This is a genomic window from Prevotella sp. tf2-5, from assembly GCF_900115435.1.
Lineage (GTDB): Bacteria > Bacteroidota > Bacteroidia > Bacteroidales > Bacteroidaceae > Prevotella.
Window position 1 is genome coordinate 70,014 of the sequence record NZ_FOWK01000012.1, and the last position, 15,507, is coordinate 85,520.

At 48.8% G+C, this 15,507-nt stretch carries 12 protein-coding genes; 4 read left to right on the forward strand and 8 right to left on the reverse strand.

Annotation, left to right across the window (positions count from 1 at the left end):
* Window positions 1-11 precede the first annotated feature (11 nt).
* Window positions 12-155 carry a hypothetical protein gene (locus tag BM257_RS14940; protein WP_177216112.1) on the reverse strand — a complete coding sequence of 48 codons (144 nt, stop codon included), beginning with the start codon at window positions 153-155 and terminating at the stop codon, window positions 12-14.
* A gap of 22 nt (window positions 156-177) precedes the next feature.
* Window positions 178-2,466 (reverse strand): hypothetical protein, encoded by a 2,289-nt coding sequence (locus BM257_RS14945; RefSeq protein WP_177216113.1) that lies wholly within the window; start codon window positions 2,464-2,466, stop codon window positions 178-180.
* 302 nt (window positions 2,467-2,768) lie between these two features.
* Here BM257_RS14945 and BM257_RS12405 point away from each other — a divergent pair, with 302 nt between their 5' ends.
* Complete coding sequence (locus BM257_RS12405) at window positions 2,769-3,929, forward strand: helix-turn-helix domain-containing protein (protein ID WP_092073194.1); 1,161 nt, start codon at window positions 2,769-2,771, stop codon at window positions 3,927-3,929.
* A gap of 25 nt (window positions 3,930-3,954) precedes the next feature.
* Here the strand turns inward: BM257_RS12405 and BM257_RS12410 are convergent, their stop codons facing one another.
* Together BM257_RS12410 and BM257_RS12415 are read right to left on the reverse strand one after the other, a co-directional pair.
* Entirely contained in the window at window positions 3,955-5,127 is a 1,173-nt protein-coding gene (locus BM257_RS12410; protein WP_092073197.1) for a hypothetical protein, read from the reverse strand.
* 40 nt (window positions 5,128-5,167) lie between these two features.
* Window positions 5,168-6,580 (reverse strand): DUF4836 family protein, encoded by a 1,413-nt coding sequence (locus BM257_RS12415; RefSeq protein ID WP_177216115.1) that lies wholly within the window; start codon window positions 6,578-6,580, stop codon window positions 5,168-5,170.
* A 149-nt stretch (window positions 6,581-6,729) separates the two neighbouring features.
* On the opposite strand from BM257_RS12415, the gene rsmI reads away from it, so the two are divergent.
* Together rsmI and BM257_RS12425 are read left to right on the forward strand one after the other, a co-directional pair.
* Entirely contained in the window at window positions 6,730-7,398 is a 669-nt protein-coding gene (gene rsmI, locus BM257_RS12420) for a 16S rRNA (cytidine(1402)-2'-O)-methyltransferase (RefSeq protein ID WP_092073277.1), read from the forward strand.
* 40 nt (window positions 7,399-7,438) lie between these two features.
* The gene (locus tag BM257_RS12425; RefSeq protein WP_092073280.1) at window positions 7,439-8,290 is read left to right on the forward strand and encodes a Cbp1 family collagen-binding glycoprotein adhesin; all 852 of its coding nucleotides are present in this window, start codon (window positions 7,439-7,441) and stop codon (window positions 8,288-8,290) included.
* A 56-nt stretch (window positions 8,291-8,346) separates the two neighbouring features.
* Here the strand turns inward: BM257_RS12425 and BM257_RS12430 are convergent, their stop codons facing one another.
* From BM257_RS12430 to BM257_RS12445, 4 genes are all read right to left on the reverse strand, one after another.
* Window positions 8,347-8,712, reverse strand: a complete 366-nt coding sequence (locus BM257_RS12430) for a helix-turn-helix domain-containing protein (RefSeq protein ID WP_092073204.1) — start codon at window positions 8,710-8,712, stop codon at window positions 8,347-8,349.
* A 3-nt stretch (window positions 8,713-8,715) separates the two neighbouring features.
* The gene (locus tag BM257_RS12435; RefSeq protein WP_092073207.1) at window positions 8,716-9,012 is read right to left on the reverse strand and encodes a type II toxin-antitoxin system HigB family toxin; all 297 of its coding nucleotides are present in this window, start codon (window positions 9,010-9,012) and stop codon (window positions 8,716-8,718) included.
* A gap of 203 nt (window positions 9,013-9,215) precedes the next feature.
* On the reverse strand, window positions 9,216-11,063 hold the full coding sequence (locus BM257_RS12440; protein WP_092073210.1) for a VapE domain-containing protein: 1,848 nt from the start codon (window positions 11,061-11,063) through the stop codon (window positions 9,216-9,218).
* 185 nt (window positions 11,064-11,248) lie between these two features.
* A complete protein-coding gene (locus BM257_RS12445; protein ID WP_092073213.1) occupies window positions 11,249-11,689 on the reverse strand; it encodes a DUF6078 family protein in 441 nt (146 codons plus the stop codon).
* Between the two features lie 506 nt (window positions 11,690-12,195).
* On the opposite strand from BM257_RS12445, the gene BM257_RS12450 reads away from it, so the two are divergent.
* Window positions 12,196-15,501, forward strand: coding sequence for a SusC/RagA family TonB-linked outer membrane protein (locus BM257_RS12450; RefSeq protein WP_092073216.1), 3,306 nt, complete (start codon window positions 12,196-12,198; stop codon window positions 15,499-15,501).
* The last annotated feature ends 6 nt before the right edge of the window (window positions 15,502-15,507 follow it).

Consider the following 15,507-nt stretch of genomic DNA (forward strand, 5'->3'; position numbering starts at 1 on the left):
TTTATGTCATATTAACGGATATCGTCCTCAGAGAAGCCTGAAGGAGTCTCACCTCCATACTCAAAGAGAACATTCGACTTAACACTTGCACAGAGCATCTTAGTGGTCTGCACGGGGACTGCCTGCATGGTGGGCGCAATATAATTCTTTTTCATTGTTCTAAATATGTTTAAATGATTATTTTACCAATACCTTTTTACCGTTCACGATGTTAATTCCCTTCTGGGGAGCGCTGAGGCGCTGACCGTTCAGGTTGAAGAAGGTGTCAGAATCCTTACTGCCATTATTGAGCTTAGGCGTCTGGATTGCGGTAGTCATCTCGTCGTCGAAGCTCAACACCATCTCACGTGCGGAGGCTGCTGCTGCAGGGATGATAAAGTAAGCACGGCAGGCACCCACGTTGATATTCTTAGAGGGATAGTAGAGCTTGTTGTCAGCACCAAGAATCAACTTCGTCTTGTCGCCGGCGGTCAGCGTTGCCGATGACGAGAACGTGCCCTGGAAAGTGACACCATTAGCAGCGGGAGCCTGAGGCGCCAGTTTTGTAACTGTCACGTTGTAGAAGTCTACTTCATGGCGAGTGTTGCCATCTGAGGTGTTGTCCACAAAGTTGGTGCCTGACGTCCACTTCACCAAATAAGGTTTGCCGGCTTCAAGCCCATTAGTAGAAGCGTTTACAAGATCGAACTTGAGGTAAAGCACTGGACCTTCTTTCCTATACATCGCATCTGGTATTTGCGTCCCGTCAGGATAGTAGCCTGTAGCGGTTGTATTCATCTCATATATTGTGGCTCCTTGCAGAATAGAAATATTAAACTGAGAAGGTGTCATGCCGAAAGGCAGGCAGAGGGTGTTATACTTGTCGTCTGTGTAGAGCGTGCGGTTCTGCAGACGAACGGTAACCGGGTACTTCTGCGACATAATCGCTTCATTGTAGAAGAAGTCGGTGAGCGTCTCGCTGTTGTCGCCAGAACTCTTGAGCTTACAGGTGGTTGCCACCTCTACGAAGGTCATGTCGCCATAGACGTCGTTGAGCACTATTGTACGCAATGCATCGTCTGTCTCTTCGCCGCCAAAGAATTCCTTTGTTGCCGTAGTGAAGACACTGCCTGCCGTACCGTCAGCCTTACAGCTCTTACCATAGACGAGCAATGCCCACTGGTAGCCGCTCTTGTTCTTCGGGAGGATGAACGTCGTAAGTGTAGAAGGAGCATATGTCTTGGTGACAGCATCAAGATTCGTACCGTTCACCTTTGTCTTTGTGGGCTGCAAAGTAATGGTGTACGTCTTCTCGCCGGTGTTCATCGAGCCAGCTGCACTGGATGAGCCGGTGCCACCACCAGAGCCACCTTTACTATCGAGATCATCTCGCCACGTTTGTGTAGCACTTTCCAACCAACTATTTTCGGCATTAGTTAGACATAGACCATCAGTAATAGCCTGCCAAGATACACGAGTTTCACCACCATCGTTGGCATAAGTGCCGTCTGCATTCATACCACCTCTACCACCACGTGATTCAAATCCGTAGTAACCCGTAGATTCGCGATCCTGTGAGCCTTTGGCACCGCCGCCACCGCCGCCGCCGCCGGGGCCACCCGTTCCGATGTTAGCAGCTGCGCCACCGAAGCCACCAGCACCGCCGCCACCGCCACCAGTGACACTGTATTCATTACCTCCGTAGCGCATACAACTTTTTCCAGCACTTCCTGCAGTACCGGCAGAGCCTTTGCTGCCGCCCTTAGCATTCACTGTGAAGCCATTGACTACATACAATTGACCCATGGATTGGGCGCTGGTACCTGCAGAACCGCTACCGCCATCTGCGCCTTTCACGCCAAAAGTTGAATAAAACCATTCCATGCCTTCGGCACTACCACCAGCACCGCCATTGCCACCGCATGTGCCGATGCCAGCACCAGCACCGCCGCCGCCGTTGCCGCCAGCGCCACCACCGCCAACAGCGACACCAGAGCATTCATCCCAACCACCTATTATAGCTGCGTCTTGGCCATTGCCGCCATTGCCACCGTTGGCAGCGTTACCGCCCGTGGCAGTCACTGTGGCGCCATTGCCGCCGCCGATGATGTAGAGTGTGTTGCCTTCAGTCAGCTCGATACCGGCACCGGCACCCGTTGCACCGTTGGCGTTGGCTCCCACACAGGTGATATTCACGCCTGCAGGCAGATAGAGATATACCGTACCCAGGATGGTCAGTCCGCTGCCACCGGCAGTGGTGTTGGTGAAGTTCAGCGACTTCGTCAGCCGATAATAGGAGGTGGTTCCTGAACCACCCAGCGTTTTACCAGTAGTGGAACCCTCCGACAGGGCTGCCCAGGTGTCAGAATTGGTCTCCTCCTGTGTGTAGACATAATCCCAACTGGTCTGCGCCATTGCCTCGCTGCCGCCTGTGAAGGTGCCCAGCGCGAGGGCAAGCGTTGTGAAAAGTAAGTGTCTTTTCTTCATGTCGTTAAAATTTAGTTATTGTTAAATTGTTATAAAAAAGATATTTTTCGTGTAAATTCGATTTGCAAAATTATCGTTTCCTATTTAAAAGGAGTATCTTTTGCGTGTTTTGTGTAAAAATAAATTGTACAATCGGGCGGCAGGTTGTTTGAATGAAGAAAAATTGTTTCTTTGACAATCGGAAATTGTTTGTTTGACAACTTACGGAAGCAAGTTCTCTATGCAAAAGAAATGGTCTCTTTTTTTTATTCTTTTTTTTTTCATACCTTTGCAGTAAATACAGTTAACTAAGGGAAACCTACATGACAACTATAGCGTTTTACCAATACCTCATTCACTTCGCAGTGATGCTGACCATCCTTATAATGATGGCCGTGTATCTGCTGACATCAAGGCGTAACGCTTTCGGCGGCGAGCTTGTCACCGACCAGCGCCTGCGGCGCAAGGCGGGCAGGCTGATTTTTATCTACACACTCATCTATCTGACTAATATCCCGATGGTGCTATGGCTTGCTGATGACCTGCAGCTCCTGCAGATGGTATCTGTCACAGTCGACATGACAATATGGTGTCCCGTGGTACTGCATTTCTTGCTCGAACTGCTGCAAGACCGCCGGCACTGGGACAACCGGCTGTTGCTGATCAGCATGCTGGCAGTGATGCCCCTGACGGGGTGGCTGCTCACTGGACACGCGTGGTGGAAATGGGCAGTATATGGCATGTACATAGCTGAAGTGGTCTTCTTCATCGGCTGGTACATCAGAGCTGCAATAGCCTACCGCCGCTTCCTGGCTGACAACTACGCAGACCTGGAGCATAAGGAGGTCACCTGGAGCTGGATTATTCTAAGCTCCATGTTCTTTTCCCTCATCAACTATCTGCTGATGCTGTTCCAAAGCGACATGCAGATATGCGTAGACTTATCATACATTTTCCACCTTGCTGACATCCTGTTCATCGGTATCATTGTCTGGTACATTGACCATCAGCAAATACTGGAGCCGTTGACGGCGGAGGCCGGGGTGGAGAAGCTGCCAAAGGAACAGGAAGCAGAGACTGACGAAACAGCCCACACCCTGACAGACCAAATCACCAGGGAGGACATCATTATCGCCAAGACGGGTGCTCTGTTGCGTAAGCACTGCGAGGAGGCGCAGCTTTACCTGCAGCACGACCTGTCACTCAAGACAGTGGCCCAGGTGTGCAATACCAATCGCACCTACCTGGGCCGCTATTTCGCCTCGCAGGGTCTTACCTACTATACTTATATTAACAAGTTACGCATCAACCACTTCCAGTCGCTCTATCGTGAAGCTCTAAAAGGGGGAAATACCCCCCCCACACTCCAACAGCTGTCAAAAGACAGCGGCTTCGTCAGCTATAACACCTTCTCACGTGCCTTCCTTGCTTGCACGGGCATCAGCGTCCGCCACTGGTTAGAACAAGTGAAACTGGAAGAGTAGGCTTATATCATTCTATCTTTTTATTTTAATGCTCATGGAGGTGCCATACACTCATCACTTTACGACGGATGGCAAAGTAGTTGAGGAGGGCTACTAACAGATAGAGTCCGACACCCGTGAGAAGGGCAGGGATGAGGCTTGCGGCACTATAACTGGGATAGAGTTGTCCGAAGAGTGGGAGGTAGTATCCGCGCAATAGTAAGACGATGACGATGGATGACACAAGAACCAGTGTGTTGAGACAGATCGTCAGCAAGTGATAAGGACGTGCCACAGCCTGTGGGGAGTAGCCTATCAGCAAGAGATTGTCAATCTTCTCCGTGTTTTTCTGCAGCAGCAGGAAGATGCTGAGCAGGAGGACGTAGAAGGCGAGCGCACTGATGATGAGTCCTATGGCGAGGACGATACTGATGATGATACGCAGGAAATGTGCAGTACGTGCCGCTTCATTATCATTCGCCTCTGTCTCATAACCTTTTGTGGCGAGGAACTCGGCGATCTTCTCGTCAGTGGGATTGCTGACGGTGACGATGAGTCGTGAGGGCTTAGCCTCCCGGTCAGGAGAGAGGGCGGCATTCATCTCGTCCATGAATTTCTGTGGGACGAGGATGGTGTTGAGTCTCTTGGAGAATGCCACGACATGACCTGTCAACTCCTTGCTTCCTGCTGTGCCACGAAGGTGGAAGTGTATCTTCGCCATCGACACAAGGTCTTCGGAGAGGACGGGTAGTCCCTGACTGCTGGCAAAGCCGAAATTATAAAGATTGAGATAGTTGCGGGGCAGTACGATAGGAATCTCATTTCTGCCGGGCTCCCATTTCCAACGGTAGAGGTCGATATCCATGAAGTCATCAGGTACTGCCTCGAAGAACATCTCCGTAGAGAACTGAACGCCCATTCGTTCACTGCCAATGGTGGCGACGACGCTGAAAAGGGAGGGAGTAAAAGACCCCACATTGCTGACAAAAGGCTGTTTACGCACTTCCTCAATATCCTTTGTCGAGAAGGTAGGAGCCTTACCAGTCAGTGTGCGCATCGTACTCACATGCTTAGCCATCACCATCTGTCCCGGCTTCATGAAACTGTCGCTACCCGTGAACATCGGGATGACATCGGTTGCAAACTGGATGGCAGCCAGGACGATGGTCATACCACAGAGGTTGGCGAGCACGAAGCCCGCCAACTGTCCTGCGTTCATATGTCGGCTTAATAGCCTGTAGAGTAACTTATTCAAAGGATTAGAACTGTTTTGCTATCAGGTCTATGAGGTATTCGACAGGATCCTTGTCGGCATCCTTCATCTTCAGAATGAGCTCACCAGCAGTATCACTGGTGTCAAAGAACTCAACAGTCTTGATATGGTCGCTTGCCATTTGTGCGGCACTAGCAGCATCGTTGTTAACCTTTCCAGCCAGGTTGCTGATCAGAGCGACATCAAGGTATACATAAACACGGCGTCCACTGATAACACCCTTGTCGAAACCGTCTTTCACCTCGGTGAAAGCAGCATTCTCACCAACGGCTACATAGGTAGCACCATCCTTGAAGCCGAAGTCCAGGCCCTTCTCAGGATTGAGACCTTGCTCCTTAGCCATATCGGCAATGCTGGCATCCTTCGTCTTCAGGTAAGCTCCAACCTCAGGCAGTTCACCCTTGAACTCTCCCACACCAATAGCGAAGTCGCCATCGATAACCTCCAGGATCTTCTTGATCATGTCCTTCTGGTCCTCTATGCCTGCCTGACTGAAGACACCATTCTTGTCAAACATTTCAAATACTTTCTTACCATTGATGTTGGCGTACATCATGAAGGCACCCTTCGGGAGATATTTCAGGTAGTCACCACTGATCTTGCCGCACATATCGGTAGAACTTTTGATATAGTTCTTCCAAGCGTCAGACTTGGCGATGCACTCAAAGGAGAACTTAGCCTCACCCTTGTCGGTGGAAAGACCGAGAAGGAGACTGAGGTCTTTCAGCTCCGCACCCTCTGGCAGCATCTTCTTGGAGTTGGCATCTACCTGGTCCTCAAGGGCTTCCATAGGAATCAGAGCCTTGACGAAACCCTTGGAATCAATGAGTTTGGCGAAATCGTCGCTCTCAGCCATCGTGTCCTTGGTGTCGTCGTTCTTGAACTTAGCGATGATGTCGTCGAGGCTATAGCTCTCAGAGGCAAAGAAAGTAGCGTCGTCGAAGGCGATGATATTCTTGTCGTCCTGCAGATACATGATGCCGTCCTTCTCCTTGCAGCCATCCTCGCCACCTTCCTTAGCGGCAGTATTGATAAGCTGGGCGAAGTCGTCCTTGTCGAGAATCGTACCAATAGCGGCGTTCTTTTCCCCCTTTACGGTAAAGATGTAAATAGGCTCACGCAGGTCAACACCAGCCTTGGCAGGATCCTCTACGATTTTCTTGATGAGGTCCTTGGTGTCCTGGTTCTTGGCATTCTCCTCTATGGTCTCCAGCATTTTTTTCTTGGCATCCTCGTTGTCGCCCAGTTTACTCTTCTCAAACATCTGCTTGATGTCAAGGCTGACAACAGCAGCGTCAGCAGGGATGAACTTAGAGTTCTTAGAGGATTTCGCACACGATGAGAGTACAAATACTGCAATCAGCAGCAAGTACATCAGATTAAACTTTCTCTGTTTCATAATAAAAATCATTTTTGGGTTAAAGCATGCTATTTTTGCAAATCATGCCACAAAGATAAGTAAAAAAAGTGGACTTAAAGGAGAATATGGAGTTAAAGGGAGTTAAAGGACGGAAGATTTATGCAAAAAGCAGTATCTTTGCACCCGTCATGGGCATATTATATATTGTTCCCACACCTGTAGGCAATATGGAGGATATGACACTCCGTGCCATCCGTATCCTGAAAGAAGCCGACCTCGTGCTGGCTGAGGATACGCGGACATCAGGTATCCTGCTGAAGCACTTCCAGATTCAGCAGCATCTCCTTTCCCATCATAAGTTCAATGAGCATGGTACGAGTGCCGCTATTGTGGAACGCCTGCAGGCAGGACAGACCATTGCCCTGATCAGTGATGCCGGCACACCAGGAATCTCCGACCCTGGGTTCTATCTGGTACGGGAGGCTGTCCGTGCCGGTGTCGAGGTACAGACGCTGCCGGGTGCCACCGCTTTCGTACCAGCCTTGGTGAGCAGCGGTCTTCCTTGTGACCGTTTCTGTTTTGAGGGTTTCCTCCCTCAGAAGAAAGGTCGTCAGACGAAGATACAGAGTCTTGCCGACGAGGAGCGCACGATGGTGTTCTACGAGTCACCCTACCGGGTGCTGAAGACTTTACAGCAGTTTGCGGAGGTGATGGGTGCAGACCGCCAGGTGAGTGTCTGTCGGGAGATTAGTAAGGTACACGAGGAGAGTGTCCGCGGCACGTTGGAAGAGGTCATCGCCCATTTCACTGAGCATGAGCCGCGAGGGGAGTTTGTTATCGTCCTTGCAGGACGATAAGATGAAAAATTAAAGATTAAAAATGAAATATTATAAGAATATGAAAAAGTTATTGATTTTGGCACTTGGTGCCGTAGCAGTGGTAGCCTGCAAACAGCAGGGACCGAAGACAGAGGATTTGATGATGGCACAGCAGGCTGACTCGCTGAACCGTATCATCCAGCAGAAAGACAATGAGATTAATGACATGATGGCTACCTTCAACGAGATCGAGGAGGGTTTCCGCGCCATCAATGCCGCCCAGGACCGTGTGACACTTGCCAAGGATGGTGAGGGCTCCAACCGTACCCAGCGTATCCGTGACAATATCGCACAGATCCAGCAGACGATGCAGCACAACCGTGAGCTCATCAACAAACTCAAGAACCAGTTGCGTACCAGTTCCGTGAAGGGTGACGAGTTACGTAAGACCATCGAGAACCTCGTGGCACAGATGGAGGCGAAAGACAAGGAGATCAACCAGTTGAAACTCGACTTGAAGTCTCGTGACATCCGTCTTACCGAACTGGGTAATGAGGTTGCCGACCTTACCGTGGAGACTTCTCAGCAGAAAGCAGAGATCTCACAGAAGGCAGAGACCATCTCGGCTCAGGACAAGGCGCTCAATACCGCCTGGTTTGTGTTCGGCACGAAGAAAGAGTTGAAGGAACAGCGTATCATCGAGGACGGCAAGGTGCTCCAGTCGAATTTCAATCGTGAGTATTTCACGAAGATTGATATCCGTGTCGACAAAGAGATCAAGCTCTATTCCCGTTCGGCAAAACTGCTGACGGCTCACCCTGCTTCCAGCTATGTACTGGAGCGTGATGCCAACAAACAGTATGTGCTCCGCATCACCAACCCGCAACTGTTCTGGTCTACCAGCAAGTACCTGGTGGTATTAGTGAGCTAAACTATGAAGGGCAGGAACACAAATTCCTGCCCTTCATAGTTTTTATGGTTATCAATTTAAATACCTAATACAATAGCTGGATCAATATTCAGTTTTATACTTAACTCTCTTCCTATCTTAAGTGACGGTTCACTTTTACCATTCATAATCTCACTGACTCTGGCATTGCTTAACCCAAGCATTTCCGCAAGTTTAGTCTGATTGAGCCCCATCTCATACAAGCGAAGTTTGATGATGTCAACCAATGAGGGCTTTCCTATTGGGTAATGAATATCCTCATATTCCTCTACCATATCTGAAATCATGTCCAATTCCAGATAGTTCTTGTCATCAGCAGGCGTCTCGTCATTCACCAGCGGAAGGAGTTCTTCTATTCTTTGCAATGCTGCACGATAAGCAGCTTCACTCTTTATCTGTGCCATGTCCTAAATATTTTGAATGTCCCTAATTGCATCATATTCCTTATGAGTTCCCACAAAACGAATGTAAACCGTTTTTGGGGTAAACTGAATAAGTACCACCAATCTATAGTCATTGCCTTTAATATTGAACACGTAACGTTGGTTACCAACGGCATCGACACTGTTGAATGTATTCTTAATGTCAGCAAAACATGTCCACTCAGACCTCTTTGTCTTCTCATACCACTCTTCTAATGCGGTTTTTGCCTGTGGTACCTTTGTATAGTATTCTACTATTGTGCTTTTTGAAATGACTCTCATTATTACACGCTTGTATTTGGGTACAAAAATAAGGTAATTTTTTAGAATATCAAAATATTTTTCGTTAATTCTTAAATTACGAGTAGATAGGTCAGAATTCTCTACACGTATTTTTAAAAACCCTTGTCACCGTTGCCGCCTTGCAAAACAGCTTGATTGTCAGGAATTTGTGGGTAACAACGAAGCGGCAACGGTGACAACGATTAGTGTTTTTGGTATGGAATGACGAGATATTCCGTACCAAAATGAGTGCGTCGGCGCTTGATATTGTCGATATTAGAGAGGAATTGTCCGAAGACACGGATGTTACCAGTTCGTATGGCGGAGCCGCCTTTCTTCTTGACGGCGGCGAAGATGGCGGCAGTCGTCATATATTGTCCCTCTCCCTCATGCTCAGGTATCCTAAAGCATTCCTCGAAGAACATCTCCTCGGGGGAACGGAGTTTAAACTGGCGGTTCGACTCCATGACTTCCAAGGTTTGCTTTTCATCCATCCAATAGGGCTCGTTCTGGTCTATCAATGCCACAGCCTGCGCATAGAGCTGGTCGTAATTGATGGGTTGTGACATATCGATAGGTCCTGTCAGTTCGATACCGATGAAACGACGACTTCCTGTGGGGTCAGAGAGGATATCCGTCACGTTAGCCGTAGCGATGAAGGAGGCTAGACGTGGGAACTCCTCTACATGTTTGCCATAGGGACGTTTCACCTTCACGGAGGCGAGTTGTACGAGATTCTTCAGGAAACCCTCCTGTATCTTAGGTGATATCTGGTTGAACTCATCGAGGTTGATGAGTAGGAACTGACTCATCGCCTGCAATACCGATTTACGTTCCGAGAGGACGAGGCTGTCGTTATAGCCCCATTGCATATCCGTGGGAATCAGCGACTTGCAGAATGTCGACTTGTTAAAGCCCTGTTTGGAGATCAACAGGGGCACGATGGAGTTTCCATAGCGGCGGCTCTTTCCCAGCCATTGCGCCACCATCCCTAAGAACCAGATGCGGAACCACTCCTCCCAATGGGGATTCTTGGTAGGCACCCGTTTGGCAAGGTCGGTGATATAGTCGTGTCCGTCCCATTTGCGATACAGCCCCCAGAGGTATTCCTCCACAGGGTTATAGGCTCGTACCAAGTTGGAGCGCAGGTAACGGGTGATATCCTTGTCCCACACGTTCAGACCAGCCAGCCGTGCCTCCATGGCAAGACCGTTCTGCACCCGCTCGTCAACAGGTCGCCATCCATAGTGCCATTTCTCTTTCGACCGGTATTCCACATAGCCCATCACCATATTCATGCGGAAGGCATAACGCTGATCCATCAGGGAAATGAGTTCTTTCGTGTTCTGGATGACTGTTTCCGAGGCGTTTTCTTGCGTATCGGCGAGCGTCACCTTTCCTTTCTCCGACATCGTGATACCATCGGGGATGAGCAAGGGTGTCGCCTCCGTGTTGCAGTAAGGGTGTTGGTCTGCCGTCATGCGGAAACCAGTCATCCACGAGGGTTGTCCCTCTCCCCGGATGGCAGGTGCCACCTGCAGGACATCCGCAGTCTGTGTCATCGTCACCAAAGGCTCATAGAGTCCGCAGAGGATTGGGTATACCTGTTTGCAGAACGCCTCCATCCCCTCTTCCGTCTGGGGCAGGGAGCCATCTGGGCGACATGCCCTCACGATGACTTTCAGACTCCTGCCACTACTTCCCAGCAGGGAAAGCATCGTACTTGGCAGGATGGCGGTCATGCGTTTGACTGCCTCTGCTTCCTCCTCGTCCTTAAGAGGGGAGATGGTCAAGGTGAAGAGTCCGTTAAACTGCTGGGCGATGAGGTTGCCTTCCTTGTTTGTCTTCATGACAGCCGACGGGTAGATGACAGGTAGTCTGTGCATCCTCTCAAAGATACTCCACGACTCTGCATATCGCACAAAGGTACGCAGTGCGTCCACATCCTCGAAATAGTTGTCTTCCTGTACCCGTTCCATGAAGGACTCAAAGGGTACCAGACTCACGTGTTGTTTGTTCTTCTTGTCTGTTTTGATACATGTTAGTTTCATATTCCTTAGTAAGTTATGTTGAGTTATGTTACGGTTGTCGGTTTATTCCACCCTATGGAACACTTTGTTCCACCCTATGGAACAAGTTGTTCCACCCCATGGAACATTTGCTCCCCTTTATCCTGATACATGGTTTCCAAGCACTGGAATACATTGTTCCAGGCAATGGGACGGCGGGTGGCTGATTAATCTCTCATGTTGTAGCCGATCTCGTAGTGGTCGAAAGGACGCTCCTCTTTGCTTCCGTATTCTGCCATGTAGCCTTTGATGACCTCCTGCTGGGCAGGTGACAGCTTACGCTCACCCTTGTCATAACGATAGTAAGTGCCCACGCTGCCCAGAAAACCAGTGATATCATGGCGTAAGGAGGAGCGCAGATGTTTCGGCACTCCGGCATACACCTTATGGAACCCGTAGGCAAGTTCCACCAGCTCGGCTTTCTGGAAATACTCACACTTGCCGTCGTGCAGGGCATTCGGAAATACGGTCAGCCCCCATGTCCGCTTCTGGGAAATCTGTTGTCCCACGACATAGCGCAGGCATTCACTGCAAGTTGTACACTCGCGATTGAAACACATCAGGAAGTTACCTGTGTTTTCGTTGAAAATAAAGTCGTTCTCTACCATATAGAATAATCGATAGTAGGTTAAAGATCTGATTTGAAATATGATGCTGCGAAGTTACAAAAAAACGAGCAAAATTGCAAGTAAAATACCCCTAAAAATGCAAAAAAAGTGGCATCGTTGTCACCCTTGCCGCTTCGTTGTTACTCGCAAATACTTGACAATCAAATAGCTTTGCAAGGCGGCAACGGTGACAAGGGTTTAAAAAATTATGTGTAGAAAGTCTCGCGCGCGTACCTTAATTATATTATATAGGAGCTTTCCCCCTTTTTCTCTCTATAGATCATTTTTTGCAATTTATCACAATAGTTTGGTACAGAAAGGAGGTAAAATGTTAAAAATGGACGCAAAAAGGTAGTTTTTTATAAAAATTATTTGCGGATTGTGAATAATTGTTGTAATTTTGCAAAATCTTGTGCGTGGACCTCGCGCGGGGAGGTGTATGTTAATAAGACGTTGATTGGATAAAAATAGTATATTCAAAATAAAATATTAACAAGAGAGTGTTTATGGAAAAAAGACTAACGATGTTTATGGCGTGCTTGTTCCTGAGCTTAGGAATGGCACTTGCCCAAACGAAAGTTTCTGGTACCGTCATCTCTGGAGAAGACAACCAGCCCATTATCGGCGCTACAGTCTTGGTACAGGGACAGAAGACAGGTACTGTAACAGATGCCGACGGTCAGTTCACCATCTCAGTACCCTCCGGCAAAAAGATTGTAGTGAGCTATATCGGTATGGAGACACAGACAGTGACTCCTAAAAGCGGTATGACCATTACGTTGCAGCCCAGTGCCGCCCTTGAGGAGGTTGTTGTAACGGGTATGACTCGTATGGACCGCCGTATGTTTACAGGTGCCACCGATAAGGTGAACGCAGAAGATGCCCTTCTGAACGGTATTGCCGACGTGAGCCGTTCTCTGGAAGGTCGTTCTGCCGGTGTCAGCGTGCAGAACGTGACAGGTACCTTTGGTACAGCTCCCAAGATCCGTGTGCGTGGTGCTACGTCTATTTATGGTTCGTCAAAGCCATTGTGGGTTGTTGACGGTGTCATCATGGAGGACGTAACGGATATCGACGCAGACGCTTTGTCCTCTGGTGACCCTGAGACGCTGATTTCCTCAGCTATCGCAGGTTTGAACTCTGATGATATTGAGTCATTCCAGATTCTGAAAGACGGTAGTGCTACCTCTATCTATGGTGCCCGCGCCATGGCTGGTGTGATTGTCGTTACCACCAAGAAAGGTAAGTCAGGACAGGCTCACATCAACTATACGGGTGAGTTCACCACTCGTCTGAAGCCCAGCTACTCCAACTTCAACATCCTGAACTCTCAGGATCAGATGGGCATCTATCGTGAGTTGCAGGATAAGGGTTGGTTGACCTTCAGTGATGTATTGAACGGCTCTGATTATGGTGTCTATGGTAAGATGTATGAGTTGATTAATACCTATAACCCAGAGACTGGTGCTTTCGCACTTGCCAACACAGAGTCTGCCCGTAATGCTTATCTGCAGAATGCGGAGTTCCGCAATACAGACTGGTTCTCTGAGCTCTTCTCTGGCGCTATCCAGCAGAACCACTCTCTCAGCGTGAGCGGTGGTACGGCAAAGTCAAACTACTACGCTTCTATCTCTGCTATGGTTGATCCAGGATGGTACAAACAGTCTAAGGTAGAGCGTTATACCATGAACTTGAATGTCAGCCATAAGATTCTGGATAACCTGACCATTAACCTGATTGGTAGTGGCAGCTATCGTAAGCAGCGCGCCCCTGGTACGCTGAGTCAGGATGTCGACGTCGTTTCCGGTAATGTGAAGCGTGACTTCGATATCAACCCCTATTCTTATGCGTTGAACACTTCCCGTGCTTTGGATCCTGACACCTACTATCAGTCCAACTATGCTCCTTTCAACATCATGCATGAGTTGAATACCAACTATATCGACGTGAACTTCGTTGATACCAAGTTCCAGGCAGAGTTGAAGTACAAGCCCATCCCTGACCTCGAACTGTCAGCGCTGGGTGCCTTGAAATATACAACGACATCCCAGGAGTATAAGATCCTGGATGACTCTAACCAGGCAGAGGCTTATCGTGCTGCAGGTAACTCTATCATCCGTGATGCCAACAAGTATCTGTATACTGACCCGGATAAGTTGTACGCGCTGCCTATCACCGTTCTTCCTAATGGTGGTATGTACAAACGTACAGATAACAAAATGACAGACCTTAACTTCCGTCTGACAGCTAACTACACCCACACCTTTGGCGGCAAGCACTATGTAAATGCCTTCGGAGGTATGGAGAGTACCAGTATCGAGCGTAGCCGCTCTTGGTTCAACGGCTGGGGTATGCAATATGCAAAGGGTGAGATTCCTTACTATGTATACCAGTTCTTCAAGAAGAGCCTGGAGGAGAATACAGACTATTATTCATTGAGTAATACGAACTCTCGTTCAGTAGCTTTCTTCGCGAATGCCACTTATGGCTTTGACAACCGTTACGTCATCAACGGTACCTATCGTTATGAGGGATCTAACGCCATGGGTAAGAGCCGCAGCGCCCGTTGGACTCCGACATGGAACATCTCTGGTTCTTGGAACGTAGACCAGGAGAAGTTCTTCGAGAAGTTCAATAAGGTGCTCTCTCACCTGAAATTGAAGCTGTCTTACTCTTTGACCGCTACACCTCCTCCCACAGCTTATTGTAGCTCTACCAATGTGTTTAAGGCATATAACCCCTACCGTATTTTCACTCAAGACAAGGAGACGGGTATCGAGTTGAGCGACCTGGAGAACAGTGAGCTGACCTACGAGAAGAAGCACGAGTTCAACTTCGGTTTCGAGGCAGGTTTCCTGAACGACCGCATCAATGTCGCCTTCGATATCTATTCTCGTAGGAACTTCGATGAGATTGGTCCTGTTGCCACACAGGGTATCGGTGGTCAGATCATCCGCTGGGCAAATGCCGCCGACATGAAGTCAAGTGGTCAGGAGCTGTCAATCAGTACCACCAACATCAAGAACAAAGACTTCAGCTGGACAACCTCTTTGGTATATTCTCACTCCACGACAGAGATTACCAACCTTGCTAGCCGTGATCGTGTCATCGACTTGATTACCAACTTCGGTGGTCGTCGTGAGGGCTATCCTGTCCGCGCCTTGTTCTCTATTCCTTTCATGGGTCTGAACGAGGATGGTATGCCTACCTTCTTGAATGAGGCAGGTGAGATCACTACTTATGACATCAATTTCCAGGAGCGTGAGAAACTGGACTTTCTGAAGTATGAAGGACCGACAGACCCGACAGTACAGGGCTCTTTCGGTAACCTCTTCAAGTGGAAGGGTTTCACCCTGAACCTCTTTATCACTTACAGCTTTGGTAATGTAGTTCGCCTGGATCCTGTCTTCGCAGGTAAATATACTGATCTGACCTCTATGACGAAGGAGTTCAAGGATCGTTGGATGGTTCCTGGTGACGAGCTCCGCACGAACGTTCCTGTTATCTTGAGCAAGACGCAATATGATAACAACCGTTACCTGCGTTATGGCTATAATGCCTATAATTACTCTGATGTGCGTATCGCCAAGGGTGACTTCATCCGCATGAAGGAGATTTCCTTGCAGTATGACTTCCCCAAGACTTGGATTAAGCCGTTGAACAACCTCTCTCTGAAACTTCAGGCAACCAACCTGTTCCTGATTTATGCCGACAAGAAGCTGAACGGTCAGGATCCTGAATTCTTCCGCTCTGGTGGTGTTTCTTCCCCTGTGCCCAAGCAGTTCACAGCTACACTGAAGGTGGGATTCTAAAAAGGT